This window comes from Achromobacter animicus, from assembly GCF_902859585.1.
GTDB lineage: Bacteria > Pseudomonadota > Gammaproteobacteria > Burkholderiales > Burkholderiaceae_B > Achromobacter > Achromobacter animicus.
Window position 1 is genome coordinate 221,461 of record NZ_CADIJM010000003.1, and the last position, 25,673, is coordinate 247,133.

A 25,673-nucleotide genomic window follows, 5' to 3' on the forward strand; every position below is an offset into this window, starting at 1 on the left:
GGCGCTCTGCACCACCGGTGTCTGACATCAGAGCAAAAAAAGCCCTCGGCTCACGCCAGAGGGCTTTTTCACAAGACCAGCCGCAGCCAGCCCTGACCGTTCATCAAAGCGCGGCCGTCACCACGATCTCGACCTTGTAGTCGGGGTTGGCAAGGCGGGCCTCAACGGTGGCGCGGGGGGGCGAGTTGCCGTCGGCGACCCATGCGTCCCAGGCCTTGTTCATGCCGTCGAATTCCTTCATGTTGGCCACGTAGATCTGGGCCATCAGGATCTTGGTCTTGTCGGTGCCGGCTTCGGCCAGCAGGCGGTCGATCGTGGCGAGCACTTGCTCGGTCTGGCCGGTGATGTCCAGCGTGGCATCGTCCGGCACCTGGCCTGCCAGGTAGGCAACGCCGTTGTACACGGCCATGTCCGACAGGCGCTTGGTCACGTGAAAGCGCTTGATGCTGCTCATGAGAATTCCCCTAGAGTCGAGTGGTTTGGGTGGAACTGGGCAAAGCTGCCCGCGTGCGGCGCGCGGGCGTCGTCAGGCGGGCGGCAATTGGAAAACCTGGCGCAGATAGGCCAGGTAGGCGGGATCGTCGCACATCGTCTTCTCGGGCGCATCCGACACCTTGGCCACCGGCTGGCCGTTGCAGCGGACCATCTTCATGACGATCTGCAGCGGTTCGTGGCCGAGGTCGTTGGTGAGGTTGGTGCCAATGCCGAAGGACACCTTGCAGCGCCCCGAGAACTGGCGCGCCAGCTCGATGGCGCGCGGGAAGGTCAGCGAATCCGAGAACACCAGGGTCTTGGCGCGCGGATCCACGCGGTTCTTGCGGTAGTGCTCGAGCAGACGCTCGCCCCAGATGAAGGGATCGCCGGAATCATGGCGCGCGCCGTCAAAGAGCTTGCAGAAATACATGTCGAAGTCGCGCAGGAACGCATCCATGCCGTAGACGTCGGACAACGCGATGCCGAGGTCGCCGCGGTATTCCTTGGCCCACACTTCCAGCGCGAACACCTGCGAATCGCGCAGGCGCGGACCGAGCGCCTGGCAGGCTTGCAGGTATTCGTGGCCCATGGTGCCCAGCGGCAGCACGTCGTGCTCTTTGGCGAGCAGCACGTTGCTGGAACCCGCGAAATGCGGCCCCATCTCGGCTTTCAGGGTGGTGACGATCTCTTCGTGCCAGGCCTTGGAGAAGCGGCGACGCGTGCCGTATTCGGCCACGCGGAAGTCGGCCAGCGCGGGATCGTCCAGCACGAGGTGCATCTTGGACTGCAGGCGCTTGCGGCCTTCTTCCCAGTCCGGATGCTTGCGCGTGTTGCGGAAATAGACCTCGTTGACGATGGCCAGCACAGGGATCTCGAACAGGATCGTGTGCAGCCACGGGCCCTTGACCTCGATGCTGATTTCACCGGGTCCCTCGCCTTCGCTGATGTGGATGCAGCGCTCGGGCATGTGGAACAGACGAAGGAAATCAACGAAGTCGCTTTTGATAAAGCGCAAATTGCCCAGATATTTAAGTTCGTCGTCCGTGAAGCGCAATTGGCAAAGCTGATGCACTTCCTGGCGGATTTCGTCCATATAGGGGCGCAAATCCACGCCCTTTGTACGGCATTTGTACCGGTACTCGACCTGGGCAGCGGGGAAATGATGCAGCACCACTTGCATCATGCTGAATTTATACAGGTCGGTGTCGAGCAGCGAAGTAATAATCATGATTGCGCGTTTCGTTTCGCGACACCATAGCATGAAGAACAGGGCCTTCGGCACGAAGTGCCACGCTGTCAATACGGGTATTGCCGACACATCCGCGCGGCATTGGGTAAAATCCGCCCATTAAGACACATCTGCCGCCGAGCCCCGGAGTTCCTGAATGACCCACGTAGTCACCGAAAACTGTATCAAGTGCAAGTACACCGATTGCGTCGACGTGTGCCCGGTGGACTGTTTTCGTGAGGGTCCGAACTTCCTCGTGATCGACCCGGACGAATGCATCGACTGTGCGGTCTGCATCCCCGAATGCCCCGCCAACGCGATCTACGCCGAAGAAGACGTGCCGCAGGACCAACTCAATTTCATCGCGCTGAATGCCGAACTCTCTCCGGAATTCGCCAGCATCAGCCGTGCCAAGAAGCCCCTGCCCGACGCCGACGACTGGAACGGCAAGCAGGACAAGCTGCAATACCTGGAAAAGTAATCCACGGGCGCCGGCCAGGCCGGCGCTTTCGTGCGATGTCCCGATGACCGACGACTCCAAATACACGCGCCAGACCATCACCAGCGTCCACACCTGGGTGCCGGACAAACTGTTCTCCGTGCGCGTGACGCGGGACGAAGCCTTCACGTTCCTGCCGGGCCAGTTCGCCCGGGTCGGCCTGCCCGGCGCTGAAGACCCCGATGGTCCGCCCACGATCTGGCGCGCCTACTCCATGGTGTCGGCCCCGCATGAGCCGGGCCTGGAGTTCTATTCCATCGTCGTCCCCGAAGGCCTGTTCAGCCCGCGCATGGCGCGTCTGCAGCCCGGCGACGCGCTCTACGTCGAAAAGGCCCCCTACGGCTTCCTGACGCTGGAGCGCTTTGCGCCCGGCGGCGACCTGTGGCTGCTTGCCTCGGGCACCGGCCTGTCGGCCTACCTGTCCATCCTGCGCGACCCCGCCGTCTGGCGCGCCTACAGCCGCATCATCCTGGTGCACGGCGTGCGCACCGCCGCCGAACTCGCCTACCGCGACGAAATCGACGGCTGGCGCCGCGATCCGGCACTGGCCGATGTCTTTGCCGCAGATCCCGGCAAGCTCGTCTACCTGCCCATCGCCACGCGCGAACCCGTGCCCGGCATGCCGCAAGCGCGCATCACCACGCTGATCGCCGACGGCCGCCTGGAGCAGCTGGCCGGCCAGCCGCTGGATCCCGAGACCGCCAAGGTCATGCTGTGCGGCAACCCCGCGATGCTGGCGGAGGCACGCAAATTGCTGGGTGATCGTGGGTTCAAGCCCGGGCGCCGCGGCATTCCGGGCAACCTGGCAGTTGAAAATTACTGGTGATCCGCCACCGCGTGGCGTAGTCCGTAAATCCACCATTTGGTATCACCGCAAGGCATTAACGCGGCCCTAAACTGGTGCGTAACACATGACGGGTCGCTTTTTAGCAACAAAACAGGGCAGTTTGCCGGACATTCTTCAGGCTGATTGGAAATATCGTTACGCCCCGGAGCAATAATCGGGGCACACGCTCGACCCAGAAGGACTTCCCCGAAATGCTGTACCAATTGCACGAAATGCAGCGCGCTTTCCTGACTCCGTTCGCTGCATTCACGGACGCCGGTTCTCAGCTGTTCTCCAGCCCCTACAGCCCGCTCGCCTATACCCCGATCTCCCGCCAGATGGCTGCCGGGTACGAGCTGATGACCCGTATCGGCAAGGAATACCAGAAGCCCGCCTGGAATCTGCCCACCACCCAGATTGGCGGCAAGTCCGCCCGCGTGATCGAAGCCGTTGCCCTGGACAAGCCCTTCTGCCGCCTGGTGCACTTCCAGCGCGACGTTCGCCTGGCCGGCAAGAACGATCCGAAGGTCCTGCTGGTCGCCCCGCTCTCGGGGCACCACGCCACCCTGCTGCGCGACACCGTGCGCGCCCTGCTGCCCCACCACGACGTCTATGTGACCGACTGGGTCGACGCGCGCATGGTGCCGCTGGCAGCCGGTCCGTTCCATCTGAACGACTACGTGCGCTACGTGCAGGACTTCATCCGCCATCTGGGCCCGGACGTGCACGTCATTTCCGTCTGTCAGCCCACGGTGCCGGTGCTGGCCGCCGTGTCCCTGATGGCGTCCGCCAACGATCCCTGCCAGCCGCGCAGCATGGTGATGATGGGTGGCCCCATCGACCCGCGCCAGTCGCCCACGCAGGTCAATCGCCTGGCCACCACCAAACCCTATTCGTGGTTCGAGAACCAGGTGATCCACCCCGTGCCGCCCCGCTATCCGGGCGCCGGCCGCCGCGTGTATCCGGGGTTCCTGCAGCACGCGGGATTCATGGCCATGAATCCGGACCGCCACATGAAGTCGCATTACGACTTCTACCTGGACCTGCTGCGTGGCGACGACAGCGACGCCGAAGCGCACCGCCGCTTCTACGACGAATACAACGCCGTGCTGGACATGCCGGCCGAGTTCTACCTGGACACGATCCGCATGGTGTTCCAGGACTTCGACCTGCCCAACGGCACCTGGGAAGTCGACGGCAAGCTGGTGCGCCCGGCCGACATCAAGAGCGTCGCGCTGTTCACCATCGAAGGCGAACTGGACGACATTTCCGGCCAGGGCCAGACGCGCGCCGCGATCAAGCTGTGCAAGAACATCCCGGCCGACCGCAAGTCGCACTACACCGCGCCGAACTGCGGCCACTACGGCATTTTCTCGGGCCGCCGGTGGCGCGAAATGATCTGTCCTAAAATTGCCGAGTTCATCCGGCAATCGGCTTGACGACGGCCCCGCGCCGGCCGCCGGCAACCTGATCCGTACCCCGGGGCCCGAGCGGCCCCTTTTCATTACTGGCATTACATGTCCTGTCGCTCATTAGCCGACCGCGTTGACGCCTTGCTGCCTCAGACGCAATGCACCAAATGCGGTTACGACGGCTGCCGGCCGTATGCCGACGCCATCGCCGAGGGCGCCGCGCCGATCAACCGCTGCCCGCCCGGCGGCGACGACGGCGTCGCCGCACTGGCCGCGCTGCTCGGCACGCCTCTCCTGCCGCTGGATCCGTCACGCGGCGAACCCGGCCCGCTGCTGGTCGCGCGCATCGACGAATCGCATTGCATCGGCTGTACGCTGTGCATCCAGGCCTGTCCGGTCGACGCCATCGTCGGCGCGAACAAGCACATGCACACCGTGCTGGACGACTGGTGCACGGGCTGTGACCTGTGCGTGGCGCCCTGTCCGGTGGACTGCATCGAGATGGTGCCGGCCGGGCGCGCATGGACCAGCGAAGACGCCGCAATCAGCCGCCAGCGCCATCGCAACCACCTGGCGCGCGCCGAGCGCCTGGCGGCCGACAACGCGCGCCTGATGGCGCCCGACATCCCGGAAGCGCCCTCCCCCGCCGCGCCCGCTTCCGAGGACGCGCAAAAAGAAGACCGCAAGCGCTCCGCCATCGAATCCGCACTGGCCCGCGCCCGGGCCCGCCGCAATCCCACGCAGTCATGAACGCCGCCAAACGCCGAGAGATCTTTGCCCGCCTGCATGCGGCCAACCCCAGCCCCACCACCGAACTGGAATACGACACGCCGTTCCAGTTGCTGATTGCCGTGCTGCTGTCGGCGCAGGCCACGGACAAGTCGGTCAACATCGCCACGCGCAAGTTCTTTCCGCAATACGGCACCCCTGAGGCACTCGCGGCGCTGGGCGAGGAAGGACTGGCCGACTACATCAAGACCATTGGCCTTTTCCGCACGAAGGCAAAGAACGCGATCGCCACCTGCAAGATCCTGATCGAGCAGCATGGCGGCCAGGTGCCGCAGACGCGAGAGGCGCTTGAAGCCCTGCCCGGCGTGGGCCGCAAGACCGCCAACGTGGTGCTCAACACCGCGTTCGGGCAAGCGGCGATGGCAGTGGACACGCACATATTCCGTGTCTCGAATCGCACCGGTATTGCACCCGGAAAAAACGTGCTGGAAGTCGAGCTGAAACTGATGAAGTTCGTGCCGCAGGAATATCTGCTGGACGCGCATCACTGGCTGATTCTGCACGGCCGCTACGTCTGTGTGGCGCGCAAACCGAAATGCCCCCAATGCGGCATTTCCGATCTCTGCGAATTCAAGCAGAAAACCCCTGCATAAAGCATCCGGCGCGCGCACGCGGCCGCGAATCATGCGAGTGGAAAACCGGGTTTTCCCTCGCCTATTCCCGCATGACATCTTGATGACGATCAACGCGTAATTGCTGCAATGCATTTGCATATCGGGCTCCCTTTCTCCCCCTATGCAGACAGCATTGTCGGCATGCCGACAATTGCCCTTTCCGCAGTGCAAAACCTATGACAAACCCTCATGGAATTTTGATTGCGACGTCCGCATACTCGCCGGCAACTCATAAGAAAACTACGCACGAAAACAGTTTTCGAACCCTGCGGGGGCCTGACGCAATGACGCCAGGCAGAGACCATATAAATACAACGCTGGTGCAGCGAACATGGATGACACAATCCTGGAGACAAAAGGCCTCACCAAGGAGTTCCGCGGCTTCGTCGCGGTCAACGGGGTCGATTTGCGTATCAAGCGGGGCGAGATTCATGCCTTGATCGGGCCTAACGGCGCGGGCAAGACCACATGCTTCAACCTGCTGACCAAATTCCTGGCGCCCACGTCGGGCAGCATCAAGTTCAATGGCATCGACATCACCGGCGAGCGCCCCGCGCAGATTGCACGGCGCGGCATCATCCGATCGTTCCAGATCTCGGCGGTGTTCCCGCACCTGACCGTGCTCGAGAACGTGCGGATCGGCCTGCAGCGCAAGACCGGCCTGTCCTATCACTTCTGGCAAAGCGACAAGCGCCTGGCCGCCCTGAACGAGCCCGCGCGTGCGCTGCTTGAACAGGTGGACCTGGGCGGCTTTGCCGACGAAACCACGGTCAACCTGCCGTACGGCCGCAAGCGCGCGCTCGAGATCGCCACCACGCTGGCGATGGAGCCCGAGCTGATGCTGCTGGACGAACCCACCCAGGGCATGGGCCACGAAGACGTGGACCGCGTCACGCAACTGATCAAGCGCGTGAGCGCCGGGCGCACCATCCTCATGGTGGAACACAACATGAATGTCGTGTCCTCCATCGCCAACACCATCACCGTGCTGGCGCGCGGCTCGGTGCTGGCCGAAGGTTCCTACGCCGAAGTCTCCCGCCATCCGGCCGTGATGCAGGCTTACATGGGCACGACCGACGGCGAACTTCAAGGAGCGCACGCATGAGCACCCCCGCACTCGAAATTTCGGGCCTCAACGCCTGGTACGGGGAATCGCATATCCTGCACGGCGTGGACATGCGCGTGGGACAGGGCGAAGTCGTCACGCTGCTGGGCCGCAACGGCGCCGGCCGCACCACGACGCTGCGCGCCATCCTGGGCCTGACCGGCTCGCGCAAGGGTTCGGTGCGCATCCATGGCACCGAAGCCATCGACCTGCCTACCTACAAGATCGCCCACCTGGGCGTCGGCTATTGCCCCGAGGAACGCGGCATCTTCGCCAGCCTGTCCTGCGAAGAGAACCTGCTGCTTCCGCCCGTCGTCGGCTCGCTGGGCGGCGGCATGTCGCTTGCCGAAATCTACGACATGTTCCCCAACCTGCAGGAGCGCCGCAATTCCCCCGGCACGCGCCTGTCGGGCGGCGAACAGCAGATGCTTGCCGTCGCGCGCATCCTGCGCACCGGCGCCAACCTGCTGCTGCTGGACGAAATCTCCGAAGGCCTCGCGCCCGTCATCGTGCAGGCGCTGGCCCGCATGATCACCGCGCTCAAGCAGCGGGGCTACACCATCGTCATGGTAGAACAGAATTTCCGCTTCGCCGCGCCGCTGGCCGACCGCTTCTACGTCATGGAGCACGGCCAGATCGTCGAGCACTTCGAAGCCGCCGAACTTTCAGAAAAACAGGACACGCTCAACGAACTGCTGGGCGTCTAAAGCAACCTGTGTCATCCGCCGGAACCCCGGCAAACACCACACTGTAGGGAAGAGGAGTCATCCCATGAAGCTGCACACCATCACTGCTGCACTGGCCATGGCGGGCCTGGGATTCGCGGGGGCAACCGCCCACGCTCAAGGTATCTCCGACGATGTCATCCGCATCGGCTTCATCACCGACATGTCGGGCGTGTACTCCGACATCGACGGCAAGGCAGGCCTGGAAGCCGTGCGCATGGCTGTCGAGGACTTCGGCGGCACGGTCAACGGCAAGAAGATCGAAATCGTCTCCGCGGACCACCAGAACAAGGCCGACGTCGCCTCGGCACGCGCCCGCGAATGGTTCGACCAGCAGAAGGTCGACGTCATCATCGCCGGCACCAACTCGGCCACCAGCCTGGCCATGGCAGCGGTTGCCGCTGAAAAGAAGAAGCCCTTCATCGCGGTGGGCGCCGGCTCGTCCGACCTGACCAACGCGCAATGTTCGCCCTACACCGTGCATTACGCCTACGACACCGTGGCGCTGGCGCGCGGCACGGGTTCGGCAGTGGTGAAGGACGGCGGCAAGAGCTGGTTCTTCCTGACTGCCGACTACGCCTTCGGCCACGCGCTCGAGCGCGACACGATGGCGGTCGTCAAGGCCGCGGGCGGCGAAGTGAAGGGCCAGGTGCGCGCACCGCTGGGCGCCTCGGACTTCTCGTCCTTCCTGCTGCAGGCGCAATCGTCCAAGGCGCAGATCCTGGGCATGGCCAACGCCGGCGGCGACACCATCAACACGGTCAAGGCCGCCAACGAATTCGGCGTCACGCAGACCATGAAGCTGGCCGGCCTGCTGGTGTTCATCAACGACGTGCACTCGCTCGGCCTGGATGCCACCAAGGGCATGTACCTGACCGACGGCTGGTACTGGGATCAATCCGACGCCTCGCGCGCCTGGTCCAAGAAGTTCGAGTCCAAGGTCGGCCGCAAGCCGTCCATGCTGCAGGCGGGCGATTACTCGTCGGCGATGTTCTACCTGAACGCCGTCAAGGCCACCGGCTCGGATAACGGCGACGACGTGATGAAGTGGATGAAGTCGAACAAGGTGAACGACTTCTTTGCCCAAGGCGGCGTCGTGCGCGAAGACGGCCGCATGGTCCACGACATGTACCTGATGCAAGTGAAGACCCCGGCCGAATCCAAGGGCCCGTGGGACTACTACAAGGTGGTGGCGACGCTGCCTGGCGACGAGGTCTACACCAAGTTGTCCGAGTCCACCTGCAAGCTGGTCAAGAAATAAACCGGCCACTGTGATCCCGGATGCGGTCCGGGCCGATGGCCCGGCCGCATTCCTCCTGACTAGCTCGCTTCCTTCCGTACCGCGCAGGACTTTCACAAGATGACTGACATTTTCGGCATCCCCATACAGGCCTTGTTCGGCCAGCTGTTACTGGGCCTGGTCAACGGTTCCTTCTATGCAATGCTGTCGCTCGGACTTGCCGTCATCTTCGGGCTGCTGAACGTCATCAACTTCGCCCACGGCGCTCTCTACATGCTGGGCGCCTTCGTCGCATGGATGGGGCTTTCGTACTTTGGCCTGAACTACTGGATCATGCTGATCCTGGCGCCGCTGATCGTGGGGCTGTTCGGCATCATCATTGAAAAACTGCTGCTCAAGCATCTCTACAAGCTCGACCACCTGTACGGGCTGCTGCTGACCTTCGGGCTGACGCTGCTGATCGAGGGGCTGTTCCGCAGCTTCTACGGCGTGTCGGGCCAGCCCTATCCCACGCCCGAGGCCCTGCGCGGCGCCACCAACCTGGGCTTCATGATCCTGCCCAACTATCGCGGCTGGGTCGTGGCGGCGTCCATCATCGTCTGCTTCGCCACGTGGTACGTCATTGAACGCACCCGCCTGGGCGCCCTGCTGCGCGCCGGCACCGAGAACCCGCGCCTCGTGGAATCCTTCGGCGTGAACGTGCCGCGCATGATCACGCTGACCTACGGCTTCGGCGTGGCGCTGGCGGGCTTTGCCGGCGTGCTGGCCGCGCCGGTGCTGCAGATTTCGCCGCTGATGGGCTCGAACCTCATCATCGTCGTATTCGCGGTGGTCGTGATCGGGGGCATGGGGTCCATTTTTGGCGCCATCGTCACCGGGCTGGGCCTGGGCGTAATCGAGGGCCTGACCAAGGTGTTCTGGCCCGAAGCGTCCAGCACGGTCGTCTTCATCATCATGGCCATTGTTCTGTTGATCCGCCCGGCCGGGCTGTTCGGAAAAGAAAAATGAATCGTCAATTCCTGGGCTATGCGGTCCTGGCCATCGTGGTGGCCTTGCTTCCCTTCGCCGGCGTGTATCCGATCTTCGCCATGAAGGTCATGTGCTACGCCCTCTTCGCGTGCGCCTTCAACCTGCTTCTGGGCTTCACGGGGCTGCTGTCCTTCGGCCATGCCGCGTTTCTGGGCAGCGCGGCCTACGCGGCCGGACACAGCATGAAGGTCTGGGGCCTGCCCACCGAACTGGGGCTGCTGTTCGGCGTGGCCGTGGCGGCGCTGCTGGGGCTGGCCATGGGCGCGCTTGCCATCCGTCGCAGCGGCATCTACTTCTCGATGATTACGCTGGCGCTGTCGCAGATGGTGTTCTTCTTCTTCCTGCAGGCCAAGTTCACGGGCGGCGAAGACGGCCTGCAGAGCGTGCCGCGCGGCACCTTGCTGGGACTGGTCGACCTGTCCAAGGACATCAACCTGTACTACCTGGTGATGGCCATCTTCATCATTGGCTACTTCATCATCTGGCGCACGGTGAACTCGCCCTTCGGCCAGGTGCTGCAGGCGCTGCGCGAGAACGAGCCGCGCGCGATCTCGCTGGGTTACGACGTGGACCGCTTCAAGCTGGTGGCCTTCGTGCTGTCGGCCGCGCTGGCCGGCCTGGCGGGCGCCACCAAGACGCTGGTGTTCGTGTCGGCCACGCTGTCGGACGCCACCTGGCAGATGTCCGGGCTGGTGATCCTGATGACGCTGATCGGCGGCCTGGGCACCCTGACCGGCCCCGTGCTGGGCGCGTTCATCGTGGTGCTGCTGGAAAACAAGGTGGGCGACTTCGGCCAGATGATGGCCAACCTGACCGGCGTCGAATGGTTCCTGCGTCTGGGCGAATCGGTCACGATCGTCAGCGGCCTGATCTTCGTGATCTGCGTGCTGGCCTTCCGGCGCGGCATCGTGGGCGAGCTGGGCGCCCTCTTCAACCGCCGCCGCACCGCCCGCGCGTGAGCTGACGCTTCGGTGGATTGACCCTCGGGGCCGCGCATCGCGGCCCCGTTGCATTGGGACGCGCCATCGCCTCGTACAATGGCAGGCACCCCACTACACAGGTGCCGACCATGCGCATCACGCATCTCGTTCCCGGCCTCGGCGCGCTCGCGCTGGCCGCCGCCCTGCTGTCCCCCGCCGCGGCCCAGGCCGCCCCCGCCGCCCCGGCTTGCGAAGTCGACCGGCCTATCCGTTTCAGCGGCCTGAACTGGGAATCCAACCTGGTGCTTGCCGGCATCGAGCGCTACGTGCTCGAACACGGCTACGGCTGCAAAACATCTGTCGAAATCGGCGAAACCCTGCCCATGCTGGCCGCCTTGCAGCGCGGCGACGTCGACATCACGCCCGAAGTCTGGCCCGGTCAGATCGAAGGCGCCTGGAAGAAGGCGCTGGCCAGCGGCAAGGTGCTGGGCGTGGGTCACGTCTATGACGCAGGCGAAGGCTGGTATGTGCCCCGCTACACCGTGGAACGGCATCCCGAGCTCAAGTCCGCCGCCGACCTGGCGCGCTTCAAGGAAGTGTTTGCCGACCCCGAAGACCCGGGCCGCGGCCGCATCTATGGCTGCCCGGCGGGCTGGGCCTGCGGCACGCTGAACGACAACCTGCTGCGCGCCCTGAAGCTGGACAAGGATTACTCCCTGTTCGCCCCCGGCTCCGGCGCCGCGCAAAAGGCGGCGATCGTGTCGGCCTACAAGCGCAAGCGCGATATCGTCTTCTACTACTGGACGCCCACGTCGCTGGTTGGCGCGCTGGACCTGGTCAAGCTGGAACTGCCTGCGTTCGACCAGGCTGCCTACACGTGCATGACCGACCCCAAGTGCGCCAATCCCGTGGCCACGCAGTTCAAGCCCAACCCGGTCGTCACCGGCATGAATGCTGAATTCGCCAAACAGGCGCCGCGCGTGACCGAGTTCCTGACCAAGCTGACGGTGCCGGACGACGCCATCGATGCCACGCTGGGCTGGCTGGAAAACGAGGGCAAGGAACCCGAGGACGCCGCGCGATACTTCCTCAAGCAGTACGCGTCTGTGTGGCGGCAGTGGGTGCCTGCGGATGTCGCCGACCGCGTGCAGGCAGCGCTGGCCAAGGAATAACAGCCCCGCTCATGTATTCTGGCGATTCGGCGTTCCGGACCCGCTCCGCGCCCGATCGCCAACCCGATTCAAGCCAAGGAAAACAATCATGGATGCCTTGTTCTGGCACAACGGTCACTGGACCACTGAAAACCCCAAACTGCTCGGCCCGGCCGACCACGCCTTCTGGATGGCCAGCATGGTCTTCGACGGCGCACGCGCGTTCCGCGGTCTGACGCCCGACCTGGACCTGCATTGCCAGCGCGTCGTGCGCTCGGCGGAAAAGATGCTGATGAAGCCGCAACTGGCCTGGGAAGAAATCCAGGACCTGTGCCTGCAGGCCGTGGCGCGCTTCCCCGAGGGCTCCGAGCTCTACATCAAGCCGATGTTCTTCTGCGCCGATGGCTTCCTGCTGCCCGACGCCGAAAAGACGCAATTCGTACTGCACGTGTTCAAGGTGCCGATGCCGGGCGACCAGGGCTTTTCCGCCTGCTTCTCCAGCTTTGCGCGCTCGTGGCCGAACATGGCGCCCACCGACGCCAAGGCCTCGTGCCTGTACCCCAACGGCCAACGCGCCATCCGCGAAGCCGCCGAAAAGGGCTTTGACAACGCCATCATGCTGGACGGCGCAGGCAACCTGGCCGAGTTCGCCACCAGCAACCTGTGGCTGGCCAAGGACGGCGTCGTCTCCACGCCCGTGGACAACGGCACCTTCCTGAACGGCATCACGCGCCGCCGCGTGCTGGCGCTGCTGAAGGCCGACGGCATTGAAGTGCAGGAACGCAGCCTGACCCGAGCCGACGTCGAAGCGGCCGACGAAGTGTTTTCGTCGGGCAACTACGGCAAGGTGGTGCACGTGAACCGCGTTGAAGACCGCCCGCTGGAATACGGCCCGATCGCGCGCCGTGCGCATCAGCTGTACATGGAATACGCGGAAAGTACGCGTCGTTGATTTGCCGGAACTGGCCAGCTTGCGTCAGCAGCCGCGCCAACGCAAAACGCCGGGGCCTTATCGGCCGCCGGCGTTTTTTTGTCCCATCGGGTGGGTAATTCAGGCCGCCTCGGCGCCCTTGCCCAGACCCAGATAGCTCTCAATCACCTTCGGATCGCCAGCCAATTCGCGCGCCGGGCCGTGCAGGATGACCTCGCCGGTTTCCAGCACATAGCCGTAATCGGCCACCTGCAAGGCCGCGCGGGCGTTCTGCTCGACCAGCAGGATCGCCACGCCGGTCTCGCGCAGGCGCGCAATGATGTGGAAGATCTCGCGCACGATGCGCGGCGCCAGACCCAGGCTGGGCTCGTCCAGCATCAGCAGCGTCGGTTTGGCCATGAGCGCGCGGCCCACGGCCAGCATCTGGCGCTCGCCGCCGGACAAGGTGCCGGCCTGCTGGGCGCGGCGCTCGCGCAGCCGCGGGAACAGATCGAACACTTCATTCAGTGTGTCGCGCCAGCCGCTTTCGCGGGCACGATACCGCCGGAAGCCGCCCAGCAGCAGGTTGTCTTCGACGGACATGGTGCCGAACAGCTCGCGGCGCTCGGGCACCAGTGACATGCCCGCCGCCACGCGGCGTTCGACCATCCAGCCCGACACGTCCGACCCGGCGTAATGCACGGTGCCGGCGGCGTGGCCGGTCTGCGGCAGCGACCCCATGATGGCGTTGAGCATCGTGGACTTGCCGGCGCCGTTGGCGCCGATCACAGTGACGATGCTGCCGGCCGGCACGCTGAGCGTGGCGCCGGCCAGTGCGCCGACCTTGCCGTAGCGGGCCGACAGGTTGCTGACTTCAAGAACGGGGGAATTCGTTGTGCTCATCACACGCCCCCCGCCGACACGGGCTTGGCCTGGTCCGCTTCGGGCAGGTCGTCGTCGATGCCGCCCAGGTAGGCTTCGAGCACCGCCGGGTTCTTTTGCACGTCGGCCGGCACGCCTTCGGCCAGCTTCGTGCCGAAATCCATCACCACGAGGTGGTTGGTCAGGCGCATCACAAAATCCATGTCGTGTTCAACGAGCAGAATGCTCATGCCTTCCGCGCGCAGCTGTTCCAGTACGCGCGCCAGGTCCTGCTTTTCCTTGTAGCGCAGGCCGGCGGCCGGTTCGTCCAGCAGCAGCAGCACGGGATCGCACGCCAGCGCGCGGGCGATTTCCAGGATGCGCTGCTGGCCCAGGGCCAGGTTGCCTGCCTGTTCGTACAGGTATTCGCCAAGGCCCACGCGCTTGAGCTGCTCGGCCGCTTCATGCAGGAGCTGCGCTTCGCGGGCGCGGTCCGAATGCAGCGCGCCCGACAGCACGCCCACGTCCGAACGCAGGTGCGCGCCCAGCGCCACGTTTTCCAGCACCGTCATGCCCGGCAGCAGTTGCACGTGCTGGAACGTGCGGCCCACGCCCATCTTGGCAATCTCGCGCGCCGAGCGGTTGTCGATGCGCTGACCCATGAACGTGACCTGGCCGCGCGTCACTGGCAGCACGCCGCTGATCAGGTTGAAGGTCGTGCTCTTGCCGGCGCCGTTGGGGCCGATGAGGCCCATGATTTCGCCGGAGCTGACCTTGAAGGTGATGTCGTTCACGGCGACCAGGCCGCCGAATTCCTTGCGGATGGCATCCACTTCCAGCACGACCTGACCAGGCTGCGGACGCTCGCGCGTCGGCAGGGCCGGGGCCGCGGCAGGCGGCGCCAGGTTGCGGCGCGAACCATTGGCGCCCGTGATGTTGCCCCACCAGCCCGCCAGGATCGGCCACAGGCCGTTACGCGCGTATTGCAGCATCAGGATCAGCAGCACGCCGAAGACGATCATCTCGAAGTTGGCGTTGGTGTCCAGCAGCTTGGGCAGGAGGTTCTGCAACTGATCCTTCAGCACCAGGATGACGCTGGAGCCCAGCAAGGCGCCCCACACGTAACCCGCGCCGCCGACCACCGCCATGAACAGGTACTCGATGCCGTAGTTCAGGCCGAACGGGCTGGGGCTGACGGCGCGCTGCATGTGCGCATACAGCCAGCCCGACACGCAGGCCAGCAGGGCCGCCCACACGAAGATCACGATCTTGTAGGCAGCGGTGTTGACGCCCATGGACTCGGCCATGCCCGCCCCGCTCTTGAGCGCGCGGATGGCGCGGCCGGGACGCGAGTTGAGCAGGTTGCGCGTGGCCCACAGCGCCAACAGGACGCAGACCCAGATCAGGTAATAGATGTGGCGGCCGTTGGCCAGCGAGATACCGAAGATGCTGATGGGCTCGATGCCGGCGATGCCGTCATGCTTGCCCAGCCAGTCGATATTGCCGAACAGGTAATACAGCGACAGGCCCCAGGCGATGGTGCCCAGCGGCAGGTAGTGGCCCGACAGGCGCAGCGTGATCGCGCCCAGCAGATAGGCCACGACGGCGGTCAGGATCAGCCCCGCAGGCAGCGCCAGCCAGGGCGACACGTCGTACTGCGTCGTCAGGTAGGCGGTGGTGTAGGCGCCCAGGCCGACGAACGCCGCCTGGCCGAAGGACGTCAGGCCGCCGACACCGGTCAGCAGCACGAGGCCCAGCACGACCAGGCTGGCCAGGCCGATGTAGTTCAGTTGCGTCACCCAGAACTCGGGCGTGGCCGACACCATCGGCAGGCCCGCCAGGACGACGAGAAAAACGGCAAGCAGAATGCGGTTCATGGCTTATTCCTCTTCGTCCGCGTGATGGGTGCTGAACGAACGCCAGACCAGAACCGGGATGATCAGGGTGAAGACGATCACTTCCTTGTATGCGCTGGCCCAGAACGACGAGAAGGATTCCAGCACGCCGACCAGCAGCGAGCCGGCCGCGGCGATGGGATAGCTGGCCAGGCCGCCGATGATGGCGCCGACGAAGCCCTTCAGGCCGATCAAAAAGCCCGTGTCGTAATAGACCGTGGTGATGGGCGCGATCAGCATGCCGGACATGGCGCCGATGCCCACGGCCAGCGTGAACGTCAGCGAGCCCGACATGTTGGTGCTGATGCCCACCAGGCGCGCGCCACGGCGGTTGACGGCGGTGGCGCGCAGCGCGCGGCCATACAGCGTCTTGCCGAAGAAAACCCACAAGGCAATGATGAGCAGCGCGCACGTGGCGACCACGAACAGGCTCTGCGCGGACCACGTCATGAAGCCCAGGTCGACCTGCCCGCTCACGAATGCCGGGGTGCGCCAGCCTTCGGCGCCAAAGAACACGAGCGCCAGGCCCATGAGCGCAAAGTGCACGGCGACCGATACGATCAGCAGCACCAGCACGGTGGCTTCGGCGAGCGGCTGGTAGACGATGCGATAGACCATCGGACCCATCGGAATCACCAGGAACAGCGTCAGCAGCATGTTCAGCCACAGCGAGTTCTCGGGACCGGTGTAGCTCTTGGTCAACCAGAACAGCGCCAGCGGCAGCACGACGCACGTGGCGATGGTCTTGGGCAGGGCCGCGGCGCTGCGCGTGCGCACGGCGCGCACCAGCTCAAGCGCCAGGCACACCAGGCCCAGCAACGGCAGCAGATAGGCGGTGCCCGGCACTTTGCCGTCCACCAGCATGGCCAGGGTCAGGGCGCCGAACGCCACAAACTCGCCCTGGGGAATGAAAATGACGCGCGTGACGGCGAAAACCAGCACCAGAGCCATGCCCAGGAGGGCATAGATGGCGCCGTTGACGACACCGTCTTGCAGCAGGATCAGCGCAATTGAGGAATCCATCTAACAACTACCTTGTGGTTTCTTGGTGTCCCGACCCCATCCGGAACACTGATACGACACACCGGCCGGAAAGGCCGGTGCGAAGTCCTGCCGGGCGCGGCGCGGCGGGCGGAGAGCCGCCCCCCGCGCGATCGGGCGCCCGTCATCGGGCGGCCCGCGCTCGGGCGATCCAGGGGATTTACAGATCGGGCTGGTAGACCCACTTGCCGTTTTCCACCTTGACGATGACGCGCGAGCGCTCGTCAAAGCCGGCGTGGTCCGTGGGCGACATGTTGAACACGCCTTGCGACACGGCCAGGTCCTTCACGCCTTCCAGCGCATCGCGCATCGCGGCACGGAACTCAGGCGTGCCGGGCTTGGCGCCCGACTTCAGCGCCACGGGCAGCGCGGCGACGACCAGTTGGCCGGCATCCCACATGTGGCCGCCGAACGTGTTGGTCGAACCGGCGCCGTTGGCCTTCTCATAGGTTTCCACGTAGGCCAGCGCCGACTTCTTGACCGGATTGCTGTCGGGCAGTTGCGCCGCGACCAGCAGCGGGCCGGCCGGCAGGTACATGCCGTTGCAGTCCTTGCCGCAAACGCGCAGCACGTCGTTGTTGGCGGCGCCGTGGGTTTGATAGATGGTTCCGCCGTAGTTGCGGGCCTTCAGTTCCTTTTGCGGCAGCGCGGACGGGGTGCCGGCGCCGGCGATCAGGATGGCGTCGGGCTTGGCGCCGACCAGCTTGAGCACCTGGCCCGTCACGCTGGTGTCGGTGCGGCCATACTTTTCGATAGCGACGATCTCGATGCCCTTGGCCTTGGCGGCCTTCTGCATCACGTCGAGCCAGCCGTCGCCGTAGGCGTCGGCAAAGCCGATGAAGCCCAGCGTCTTGACCTTGGACTTGGCCATCGCGTCGGCCAGGGCGCCAGCCATCAGCGCGTCGTTCTGCGGGGTCTTGAAGACCCAGCGGCGCTTGTCGTCCACGGGTTCGACGATCTTGGCGCTCGCGGCCACGCTGATCATCGGCACCTTGGCTTCGGCAGCCACGTCGACCATTGCCAGCGAGCCCGGCGTGATGGACGTGCCGATCAGCACGTCGACCTTGTCGTCGGAAGCCAGCTTGCGCGAGTTCTTGACGGCCTGCGTGGTGTCCGTGGCGTCGTCCAGCACGATCCATTCGATCTTCTGGCCGGCAACTTCCTTGGGCAGCAAGGCCACGGTGTTGCGCTCGGGGATGCCCAGCGAGGCGGCGGGGCCGGTGCTGGACACCGTCACGCCAACCTTGACCTGTGCGCTCGCCAGAAGCGGCAGAGTCAGGGCTACAGCGGCGGCGGCCGCGGACAAGCCGAAGTGCTTGCGCATGTTTTTGTCTCCTGTGGTTGGCTCTTATGTGCCTCGAACGAGGCGAAGCGAGCCTGTTTAAAGTTATACAGAAAAAAATATTATATGGTTAAAACAGTATCAGATGACGTAGCGCAACTACGGTAATTCCCTGATGTGCTACGTAAATCGTGATTTGGCGAACGCATTTGTTAATGGCGAACTTGTACTTGAAAGGGTCGCGGGCGTCATGTTGGGGGATTCCCTTGGGGCGATTGGGGTCTTTCGCCGTACGGTCTGCGGCCCGCCGTGATCAACGGCCAAGCATGGGCCACACCCGCTCGACGCGCGAAGCGACCCACGCCGCCACCACGGCCTTGACGAGGTCACCCGGCAGGAACACCACGACCGCGCCGGCGGCCTTCGCCATGCCCATCTTCGTCACCGCCGACAGCCAGGGCACACCGAAGGCATACACCACCGCAACGCCGCCAACGACGCAGGCCGCCACATACCCCGCCAGCCCCACCCACGTGCCGGTTCCGCGCGCGGCCAGGCGGCGCGCCAACCAGCCCGTCACGAATGCGCCTGCCACCATGCCGATGAGAAACCCGCCGGTCGGGCCAAAAAACGCCCCCAGCCCGCCGCGCCCGCCCGGCAGCACCGGCAGGCCGATCGCCGCGAGCGCCAGATACAGCAGGCACGCCAGCGCGCCGCGCACGGGGCCAAGCATGGCGCCGGCCAGCATGACGCCGAGCGTCTGCAAGGTGATGGGCACCGGAATGCCGGGCATCGGAATGGGCGGCATCAGGCTGAGCACGACGATCAGCGCCGCAAACAGCGCCACCAGCACCGTATTGTTCGATTTCATGGTCTCCCCTTTTGAATGAGTTCAGGGCGCGCGGCCTTCAGACGCTGCGCGCGTCGATCGCTTCAGAGACTTCCTGGGCCCGCTTCAACGTCAGCACGATCAGCGGCACGATCAGCGCGACCGGATTAGCCCCCAGCCCGCGCGCGGCCTGCGCCTCGCGGATCTCCTGGAAATTGCGCCAGATCTCGGGCACGAAGCGCAGCGTCAGCGCGAGCGCCAGCGCCACCTTTTCGGCATCGACCAGCCCGGTGCGTTCCAGCGGCCGCAATGTCCGCTCGCAGACGGCAATCAGGTCCGACGTGCGGGTCGCCAGCGTGACGGCCAGGGCCAGACCCACCATCGCCGCCACGCGCAGCACGACCGCCAGCGCCTCAAGCGGCCCCTGAAACCAGCCGGTGAAGAGCGCGACGGCCAGCAGCACCCAGAGCAGTCCGCGCACCTGACGCCAGACAGCCGCGGCGGCGACGCCCGTGGACCAGACCAACGCCACCGAAAAGCCAAAGGCGAACGCCAGCCAGAGCGGATCGCGCAGCACGAACAGACCCGCGCCGGCCGCCATCAGCGCCAGCAGTTTCACCCACGCTGGCAGCCGATGCAGCGGCGTGTTGCCCGCAACGTACAGGGGCTCCATCATCCGCAGTGTTCCCGGTACCAGCGCAACGCCGCGGCGGGCGTGTCGTCGGCCGCGATCGCGCCGTCGCGCACGACCAGCACGCGGTCGAAGTCTTCGAGCAATTCCAGGTCATGGCTGACGACGATAGCGTCGTGGGGCAGCCCATCGATGGCGGCGCGCACCCGGTTGCGATTGCGCAGGTCGAGCTGGGTGGTGGGTTCGTCAAAGACGATGAGGGCCGGCTCCATGACCAGCACGGCGGCCAGCGCCACCAGCTGGCGCTCACCGCCGGACAGCGTGTGGCTGCTGCGGTCGGCCAGGTGGCCCACGCCCAGGCGCGACAGTTGGCTGTCGATGCGCGCCTCGCGCTGCTGGCGGTCGGGCGCCAGACGCTTCAGACCAAACGCCAGGTCTTCGCGCACGATGGGAAAGACGATCTGGTTTTCGGGGTTCTGGAACACGAAGCCGACGCGCGCACGCACGGCTTTCAGATCCTGGCGTGTATCCAGCCCGTCCACGCGGACGCTGCCGGAAGACGGCATCACCAGGCCGTTGACCAGGCGCGCCAGCGTACTCTTGCCGGCGCCGTTGGGGCCCACGATGCCGATGCGGCGTTCGGCCAGGGAGACGCTCACCCCGCGCAACACTTCCGCCTGGGGCGTCGACACTACCGCCTGGTCAAACTCGATTAACATGGGGCGGGATTATGCCCGAACCATTTCGGGCATCGCGACTCCAAGAGCTCATATGGAAAAAGTACGCAAAACCGACGCCGAATGGCGCGCCCAGCTTTCCCCCGAAGAATACGTGGTCACCCGTCAAAAAGGTACCGAACGCGCATTCACCGGGCGCTACTGGGATACGTTCACCCCTGGCATCTACCGTTGCGTCGGCTGTGGCACGGCGCTGTTCGCATCCGACACCAAATTCGACGCCGGCTGCGGCTGGCCCAGCTACTTCCAGGCGCTGGACCCCGAACTCGTCCGCGAAGAACGCGACACCACGCACGGCATGGTGCGCACCGAAGTGCTGTGCAACGTCTGCGACGCACACCTGGGCCACGTCTTTCCCGACGGCCCCGAGCCTACCGGCTTGCGCTACTGCATCAATTCCCTGTCGATGACGTTTGAGCCCCTAGAAGACTGATGAAGAAGTTCCTGTTCGACCTCTTTCCGCTGCTCCTGTTCTTCATCGCCTACAGGTACACGGACATCTTCACGGCCACGGGCGTCGCCATGGCGGCTGCCGTGGCGCAGATCGTCTGGCTAAAGGCCACCGGCCGCCCCACCGAAGCCATGCACTGGATCAACCTGACGGTCATCCTGGTGTTCGGCGGCGCGACCATCTGGCTGCACAGCGACGTCTTCATCAAATGGAAGCCCACGGTGCTGTACTGGATGTTCGGCGGCGCGCTGGTCTTTGCCCGCCTGTTGTTCAAGCGCAACCTGATCCGCCGCCTGATGGAAAAGCAGATCCAGCTGCCGGATGCGGCGTGGGACAAGCTCAACCTGATCTGGGCCGCCTTCTTCCTGATCGCCGGCGCGCTCAATCTGTACGTCGCGTTCTCGGGCCACTTCACCGAGTCGCAGTGGGTCAGTTTCAAGGCCTTCGGCCTGATGGGACTGATGATCGTCTTCGTCATTGGCCAGTCGCTGTGGCTGGGCAAGCACATCCAGACCGAAGAAAACACGCCGGCCAATCCGGGCGCCACGCCGCCCGGCAAGCCCTGAACTCATGTCAGAAAACACCGACCGCATCGCCCTGATCCGGGAACGTCTTGCCGCCCTGGAACCCGTCAGTCTGGACATCCTGGACGACTCCCATTTGCATGCCGGCCACGAAGGCAGTAAAAACGGCGCCGGCCACTATCGCGTAATCATCGTAGCGCCTTGCTTTGCGGGGCTCTCCGCCGTTGCGCGACACCGGCTGGTGTATCATCATTTGCAAGATTTGATCCCCTATCCGATTCATGCGCTTGCGCTTGACGCCCAGGCTCCCAAATAGAAAGTCAAAGGATATTCATGAAACGCATCGTCATGCTGGCTGCGGCCTGCGTCATCGCCGTGCCTGCTTTTGCGCAGAACGTGGCTACCGTCAACGGTAAAGCCATTCCGCAAAAGAGCCTGGATCAATTCGTCAAGCTCCTGGTCGGCCAGGGCGCCACCGATTCGCCGCAACTGCGCGAACAGGTCAAGCAGGAAATGATCAACCGTCAGATCTTCGTGCAGGCCGCCGAATCCAGCGGCATCGCCAAGCAGGCTGACGTCCAGACCGAAATCGAACTGGCCCGCCAAGGCATCCTGGTTCGCGCGCTGATGGCCGACTACCTGGCCAAGCACCCGGTCACCGACGCCCAAGTCACCGCCGAATACGAAAAGATCAAGAAGGAACAGGCCGGCAAGATGGAATACAAGGTCCGCCATATCCTCGTCGAAGACGAGAAGAAGGCGAACGACCTGCTGGCACAGTTGCAGAAAAACAAGGGCAAGTTCGACGAACTGGCCAAGAAGAACTCCAAGGACCCCGGCAGCGCCGAAAAGGGTGGCGATCTGGGTTGGGCTCCCCCGACCAACTACGTGCAGCCGTTCGCGCAAGCCGTGACGCAACTGAAGAAGGGCCAACTGGTCGACAAGCCGGTCCAGACCCAATTCGGCTGGCACATCATCATGGTCGACGACACCCGTCCGGTCGAATTCCCGCCGATGGATCAGGTCCGTCCGCAACTGGAAGAAATGCTGCGCCAGCAAACCCTGGCCGACTACCAGAAGCAACTGCGCGAAAAGGCCAAGATTCAATAAGGCCCGCTCTGCTCAGAAAACTGCCCGCCGATCGCGGGCAGTTTTTTTTTGCGCGCTCGGCAACGCGCTCAGGTGTCCGCCCCCTTTAGACGGCCGCGCAGGCTGAAGACGATCTTCACCGGGAGTCCGGCACCGTCCGAAGCCAGCAACAAAAAGGGCTGCGCGCCGATGGCGTGCAGCCCTTCGTTCAACCGCGGCAACGTCCTGACTAGGAAACGCCCAACAGCGCCTTCAGCCCGTCTTCGTCCAGCACCGGCACGCCCAATTCCTGGGCCTTGGTCAGCTTGCTGCCCGAATCCTCGCCCGCCACCAGATAGGCGGTCTTCTTGGACACCGAGCCGCTGACCTTGCCGCCGGCCGCCTGGATGTGCATCGAGGCCTCTTCGCGCGTCCAGTTCGGCAGCGTGCCCGTCAGCACGAAGGTCTTGCCGGCCAGCGTGTCGGCTTGCGGGGCGGCTTCGGCCACCGGGTTCACGCCCTGCGCCTTGAGCTGCCCGATCACGTCGCGGTTGTGCTGTTCGGCAAAGAAATGGCGGATCGACGCGGCCACGACAGGCCCCACGTCGGGCACCGACGACAAGGCGTCTTCATCCGCATCCATGATGGCGTCGATGCTGCCGAAGTGCCGTGCAACGTCGCGGGCCGTGGTCTCGCCCACGTGCCGGATCCCTAGCGCGAACAGCAGGCGGGACAGATTCGGCGAGCGCGCCTTCTCAATGGCGGCCACCAGATTGTCGGCGGACTTCTGGCCCATGCGGTCCAGGCCCACGAGTTCCAGCGGACGCAGGCTGTACAGGTCGGCCAGCGTCTTGACGCGACCGCTGTCCACCAGCTGGTCCACGAGCTTTTCGCCCAGGCCTTCGATATCCAGCGCCTTGCGGCTGGCGGCATGCCACAACGTCTGCTTGCGCTGGGCGCCGCAGAAAAGGCCCCCGGTGCAGCGCGCGATGGTTTCGCCTTCCAGGCGTTCAATGGCCGATCCGCAGACCGGGCATTCCGTCGGCATGACGAATTCGCGTGCGTCCTCGGGCCGCTTTTCCGGGACCGGGCCCAGCACCTCGGGAATCACGTCGCCCGCACGCCGCACGATGACCGTGTCGCCGATGCGCACGTCCTTGCGGCGGATCTCGTCTTCGTTGTGCAACGTGGCGTTGGTGACGGTGACGCCGCCCACGAACACCGGCTTGAGCCGTGCGACCGGGGTGATGGCGCCCGTGCGGCCCACCTGCACTTCGATGTCCACCAGCGTCGTGGTGGCCTCTTCGGCGGCAAACTTGTGCGCCAATGCAAAGCGCGGCGCGCGCGCCACGAAACCCAGCACCTTCTGCGCCGGCAGCGAGTCCACCTTGTAGACCACGCCGTCGATGTCGTAGGGCAGGTTCGCGCGCAAGGCGCCGACCTTGGCGTAGAACGCCATCAGGCCTTCGGCGCCGCTTGCCCGGTGGTTGTGCACGACATTGACCGGCAGCCCTAACGAGGCCAGCCATTCCAGCATGGCGCCGTGGGATTTTTCGGGCAATTGCGAGGCCTGGTCCGCGCCGGCCGAGGCTTCGTCGAACAGCCCGCTTTGCGAACCGGGCAGGCCCTGGACCTCGCCCCAACCGTAGGCAAAGAAACGCAGCGGCCGCTTGGCGGTAATGCGCGGATCGAGCTGGCGCAGGCTGCCCGCCGCCGCATTGCGGGGGTTCACGAAAATCTTCTCGTCGCGCTTGGCCTGCGCCGCATTCAGCTTTTCGAAGTCGGCGCGATTCATCAGCACCTCGCCGCGCACCTCCAGCACCTTCGGGGCCGCGCCCTTCAGTTGCAGCGGAATCGCCTTGATCGTGCGGATGTTGGACGTGACGTCCTCGCCCGTCTGGCCGTCGCCCCGCGTGGCGGCCTGCACCAGGCGGCCGTCCTCGTAGCGCAGGCTGATCGCCAGGCCGTCGAGCTTGAGTTCACAGAAGTAGTCCGGCTGCTGCGCCGGACCCAGCAGGCCAGCACCGCGCAGCGTGTCGGTGACACGACGGTCGAATGCGGCAACCTCTTCTTCGGAAAACGCGTTGTTCAGCGACAGCATCGGCACCACGTGGCGCACGCTGCCAAACGCGGACACCGGCGCCGCGCCCACGCGTTGCGTGGGGGACTCGGGTGTCACCAGTTCCGGGTGCTCGGCCTCCAGGGCCTGCAAATCCCGCATCAGCCCGTCGTACTCGGCATCCGAGACGGAGGGCTCGTCGTAGACGTAATAGCGGACGTTGTGCTGCTCGATCTCGGCGCGCAGCCGCGCGGCGGCTTGCGCCGGATTCTCGCCGGACCCGCTGGCCATCAGGCAAACACGCGCTGGGCGCGCTCGCTGCCGGCGGGCAGGCCCGCTTGTTCAAGCTGGCCGAACAGGACCTGCAGGCGCTCGTCGATGACGGTCTCGGAGCCGTCGGCCAGGGGCTTGCCCTGATCGTCGACAAGTTCAGCGCGCAGGCGCGAGGCCAGGTCGCGGCCCACGTCGACCATGCGGCCAAACGCGCGGGTGTCGGCCGGGCTGCAAGGCACGTCCAGCAGCAGGTACAGGCGCTCGATGCCGCCCATGCCCGCATCGAAAGCAGCACCGTCCGCACGGGCCAGCGTGAAGCGGGCCACGCCGTTCTCGTTAGGCCAGGCCAGTCGGTTGCCGTCGGCGACGAATCCCACGTCGCGCGCCACGGCCATGACTTCGGCCGCCGGCTGGGCCGAGCCGAGCAGCAGGGTCAGGCCGACCTGGGTGTCCAGCGCCGCGCAGGTGTCGTCCAGGCGGGCGCCCTGCTCCAGCACGGCCTGCTGGTCGGGACCTTCAATGGTGGCGTCGAAGCGTTCGGCCATGTCCTGGGCGCGGGCCCAGGCCTGCGACCATTCGATCGCGGTCAGCGGACCGCTGCGGTTGGCCAGCAGCACGGCAAGCTGCATGGACGCATAGGACTCGCCGGCATGGACGCGCGCGCGGTGGCGGCGCTGGTCGGTTTCGGCGAACACGCGCATGGGCTTGCGGCCCACGTTGCGCAGGCTTTGCATGTACGGCAACAGATCCGCGCCGCGCACGGGCTCGGCGAAGTTGACTTCGATGACCACTTCGCAGGCGGGATCGGGTTCTTCGGCGTCGTCGGCATCGCTGCCGGGATCCACCGGCGCGGGCTGGCCGGGCTGGACGCGCGCAGAGTCGCCGCCCATGCCGGGTTCGCGCCGGGAAGCACCGGCGGTGGCGGCGCTGGCGCCCGCCACACCCGCGCCCAGCAGCGGATCCTGTTCGGAGGTGGGGAAATGGCTCTGCATCTTGCGACGGACGCGACGGTCCTGCCACCAGTTGAATCCCAACACCAGCAGTATCAGCAAGACGCCCAGGGCAATCAGCCCGATCTGCAAATCACTCATGTGTAAATC

At 65.0% G+C, this 25,673-nt stretch carries 27 protein-coding genes; 16 read left to right on the top strand and 11 right to left on the bottom strand.

What is annotated here, in order from left to right; translation table 11 throughout:
- Window positions 1-103: 103 nt before the first annotated feature.
- Window positions 104-454 carry a RidA family protein gene (locus HV681_RS10160; protein WP_056321843.1) on the bottom strand — a complete coding sequence of 117 codons (351 nt, stop codon included), beginning with the start codon at window positions 452-454 and terminating at the stop codon, window positions 104-106.
- Between the two features lie 72 nt (window positions 455-526).
- Window positions 527-1,702, bottom strand: a complete 1,176-nt coding sequence (pncB, locus tag HV681_RS10165) for a nicotinate phosphoribosyltransferase (RefSeq protein ID WP_175122977.1) — start codon at window positions 1,700-1,702, stop codon at window positions 527-529.
- Window positions 1,703-1,859: 157 nt separating this feature from the next.
- Between pncB and fdxA the strand changes: the two genes are divergently transcribed.
- The 12 genes from fdxA to HV681_RS10225 all read left to right on the top strand — a co-directional run bounded on the left by fdxA (window position 1,860) and on the right by HV681_RS10225 (window position 12,964).
- Window positions 1,860-2,183 (top strand): ferredoxin FdxA, encoded by a 324-nt coding sequence (fdxA, locus tag HV681_RS10170; RefSeq protein ID WP_006218015.1) that lies wholly within the window; start codon window positions 1,860-1,862, stop codon window positions 2,181-2,183.
- 43 nt (window positions 2,184-2,226) lie between these two features.
- On the top strand, window positions 2,227-3,027 hold the full coding sequence (locus HV681_RS10175) for a ferredoxin--NADP reductase (RefSeq protein ID WP_175122978.1): 801 nt from the start codon (window positions 2,227-2,229) through the stop codon (window positions 3,025-3,027).
- A gap of 212 nt (window positions 3,028-3,239) precedes the next feature.
- Window positions 3,240-4,466, top strand: coding sequence for a polyhydroxyalkanoate depolymerase (locus HV681_RS10180; protein ID WP_175122979.1), 1,227 nt, complete (start codon window positions 3,240-3,242; stop codon window positions 4,464-4,466).
- Window positions 4,467-4,544: 78 nt separating this feature from the next.
- On the top strand, window positions 4,545-5,189 hold the full coding sequence (gene rsxB, locus HV681_RS10185; RefSeq protein ID WP_175122980.1) for an electron transport complex subunit RsxB: 645 nt from the start codon (window positions 4,545-4,547) through the stop codon (window positions 5,187-5,189).
- Window positions 5,186-5,821: an endonuclease III gene (nth, locus tag HV681_RS10190; protein WP_175122981.1), complete on the top strand. Its 636-nt coding sequence runs from the start codon at window positions 5,186-5,188 to the stop codon at window positions 5,819-5,821. The genes rsxB and nth overlap by 4 nt, the downstream gene beginning before the upstream one ends.
- Before the next feature lie 352 nt (window positions 5,822-6,173).
- Window positions 6,174-6,947 carry an ABC transporter ATP-binding protein gene (locus HV681_RS10195; RefSeq protein ID WP_175122982.1) on the top strand — a complete coding sequence of 258 codons (774 nt, stop codon included), beginning with the start codon at window positions 6,174-6,176 and terminating at the stop codon, window positions 6,945-6,947.
- A complete protein-coding gene (locus HV681_RS10200; protein WP_062840538.1) occupies window positions 6,944-7,654 on the top strand; it encodes an ABC transporter ATP-binding protein in 711 nt (236 codons plus the stop codon). Before HV681_RS10195 ends, HV681_RS10200 begins: the two co-directional genes overlap by 4 nt.
- Before the next feature lie 64 nt (window positions 7,655-7,718).
- Window positions 7,719-8,933, top strand: a complete 1,215-nt coding sequence (locus HV681_RS10205; protein ID WP_056568137.1) for an ABC transporter substrate-binding protein — start codon at window positions 7,719-7,721, stop codon at window positions 8,931-8,933.
- Window positions 8,934-9,032: 99 nt separating this feature from the next.
- Window positions 9,033-9,920: a branched-chain amino acid ABC transporter permease gene (locus tag HV681_RS10210; RefSeq protein ID WP_175122983.1), complete on the top strand. Its 888-nt coding sequence runs from the start codon at window positions 9,033-9,035 to the stop codon at window positions 9,918-9,920.
- Window positions 9,917-10,900 carry a branched-chain amino acid ABC transporter permease gene (locus HV681_RS10215; protein ID WP_175122984.1) on the top strand — a complete coding sequence of 328 codons (984 nt, stop codon included), beginning with the start codon at window positions 9,917-9,919 and terminating at the stop codon, window positions 10,898-10,900. The genes HV681_RS10210 and HV681_RS10215 overlap by 4 nt, the downstream gene beginning before the upstream one ends.
- Before the next feature lie 110 nt (window positions 10,901-11,010).
- Window positions 11,011-12,033 (top strand): ABC transporter substrate-binding protein, encoded by a 1,023-nt coding sequence (locus tag HV681_RS10220; protein WP_175122985.1) that lies wholly within the window; start codon window positions 11,011-11,013, stop codon window positions 12,031-12,033.
- An 88-nt stretch (window positions 12,034-12,121) separates the two neighbouring features.
- Window positions 12,122-12,964 (top strand): branched-chain amino acid aminotransferase, encoded by an 843-nt coding sequence (locus HV681_RS10225; RefSeq protein ID WP_175122986.1) that lies wholly within the window; start codon window positions 12,122-12,124, stop codon window positions 12,962-12,964.
- Window positions 12,965-13,063: 99 nt separating this feature from the next.
- Here the strand turns inward: HV681_RS10225 and HV681_RS10230 are convergent, their stop codons facing one another.
- From HV681_RS10230 to HV681_RS10260, 7 genes are all read right to left on the bottom strand, one after another.
- On the bottom strand, window positions 13,064-13,825 hold the full coding sequence (locus HV681_RS10230) for an ABC transporter ATP-binding protein (RefSeq protein ID WP_175122987.1): 762 nt from the start codon (window positions 13,823-13,825) through the stop codon (window positions 13,064-13,066).
- Window positions 13,825-15,660, bottom strand: a complete 1,836-nt coding sequence (locus tag HV681_RS10235; RefSeq protein ID WP_175122988.1) for a branched-chain amino acid ABC transporter ATP-binding protein/permease — start codon at window positions 15,658-15,660, stop codon at window positions 13,825-13,827. Before HV681_RS10235 ends, HV681_RS10230 begins: the two co-directional genes overlap by 1 nt.
- Window positions 15,661-15,663: 3 nt before the next feature.
- A complete protein-coding gene (locus HV681_RS10240; protein WP_105237747.1) occupies window positions 15,664-16,701 on the bottom strand; it encodes a branched-chain amino acid ABC transporter permease in 1,038 nt (345 codons plus the stop codon).
- Between the two features lie 178 nt (window positions 16,702-16,879).
- Entirely contained in the window at window positions 16,880-18,043 is a 1,164-nt protein-coding gene (locus HV681_RS10245) for an ABC transporter substrate-binding protein (RefSeq protein WP_175122989.1), read from the bottom strand.
- A 271-nt stretch (window positions 18,044-18,314) separates the two neighbouring features.
- Complete coding sequence (locus tag HV681_RS10250) at window positions 18,315-18,872, bottom strand: biotin transporter BioY (protein ID WP_175122990.1); 558 nt, start codon at window positions 18,870-18,872, stop codon at window positions 18,315-18,317.
- A 37-nt stretch (window positions 18,873-18,909) separates the two neighbouring features.
- Entirely contained in the window at window positions 18,910-19,506 is a 597-nt protein-coding gene (locus HV681_RS10255; RefSeq protein ID WP_175122991.1) for an energy-coupling factor transporter transmembrane component T family protein, read from the bottom strand.
- Entirely contained in the window at window positions 19,503-20,180 is a 678-nt protein-coding gene (locus tag HV681_RS10260; RefSeq protein WP_175122992.1) for an energy-coupling factor ABC transporter ATP-binding protein, read from the bottom strand. Before HV681_RS10260 ends, HV681_RS10255 begins: the two co-directional genes overlap by 4 nt.
- Before the next feature lie 52 nt (window positions 20,181-20,232).
- Between HV681_RS10260 and msrB the strand changes: the two genes are divergently transcribed.
- The 4 genes from msrB to HV681_RS10280 are packed head-to-tail and all read left to right on the top strand — an operon-like array spanning window position 20,233 to window position 22,283.
- On the top strand, window positions 20,233-20,631 hold the full coding sequence (gene msrB / locus HV681_RS10265) for a peptide-methionine (R)-S-oxide reductase MsrB (RefSeq protein WP_056568221.1): 399 nt from the start codon (window positions 20,233-20,235) through the stop codon (window positions 20,629-20,631).
- Complete coding sequence (locus HV681_RS10270) at window positions 20,631-21,215, top strand: septation protein A (RefSeq protein WP_175122993.1); 585 nt, start codon at window positions 20,631-20,633, stop codon at window positions 21,213-21,215. Before msrB ends, HV681_RS10270 begins: the two co-directional genes overlap by 1 nt.
- A 4-nt stretch (window positions 21,216-21,219) precedes the next feature.
- Complete coding sequence (locus HV681_RS10275) at window positions 21,220-21,489, top strand: BolA family protein (RefSeq protein WP_175122994.1); 270 nt, start codon at window positions 21,220-21,222, stop codon at window positions 21,487-21,489.
- Window positions 21,490-21,506: 17 nt separating this feature from the next.
- Window positions 21,507-22,283 carry a peptidylprolyl isomerase gene (locus tag HV681_RS10280; protein ID WP_175122995.1) on the top strand — a complete coding sequence of 259 codons (777 nt, stop codon included), beginning with the start codon at window positions 21,507-21,509 and terminating at the stop codon, window positions 22,281-22,283.
- A 208-nt stretch (window positions 22,284-22,491) separates the two neighbouring features.
- Here HV681_RS10280 and ligA read toward each other — a convergent pair whose 3' ends face one another.
- Window positions 22,492-24,591 (bottom strand): NAD-dependent DNA ligase LigA, encoded by a 2,100-nt coding sequence (ligA, locus tag HV681_RS10285; RefSeq protein WP_175122996.1) that lies wholly within the window; start codon window positions 24,589-24,591, stop codon window positions 22,492-22,494.
- On the bottom strand, window positions 24,591-25,664 hold the full coding sequence (locus HV681_RS10290) for a cell division protein ZipA C-terminal FtsZ-binding domain-containing protein (protein WP_175122997.1): 1,074 nt from the start codon (window positions 25,662-25,664) through the stop codon (window positions 24,591-24,593). The genes ligA and HV681_RS10290 overlap by 1 nt, the downstream gene beginning before the upstream one ends.
- Between the last annotated feature and the right edge of the window lie 9 nt (window positions 25,665-25,673).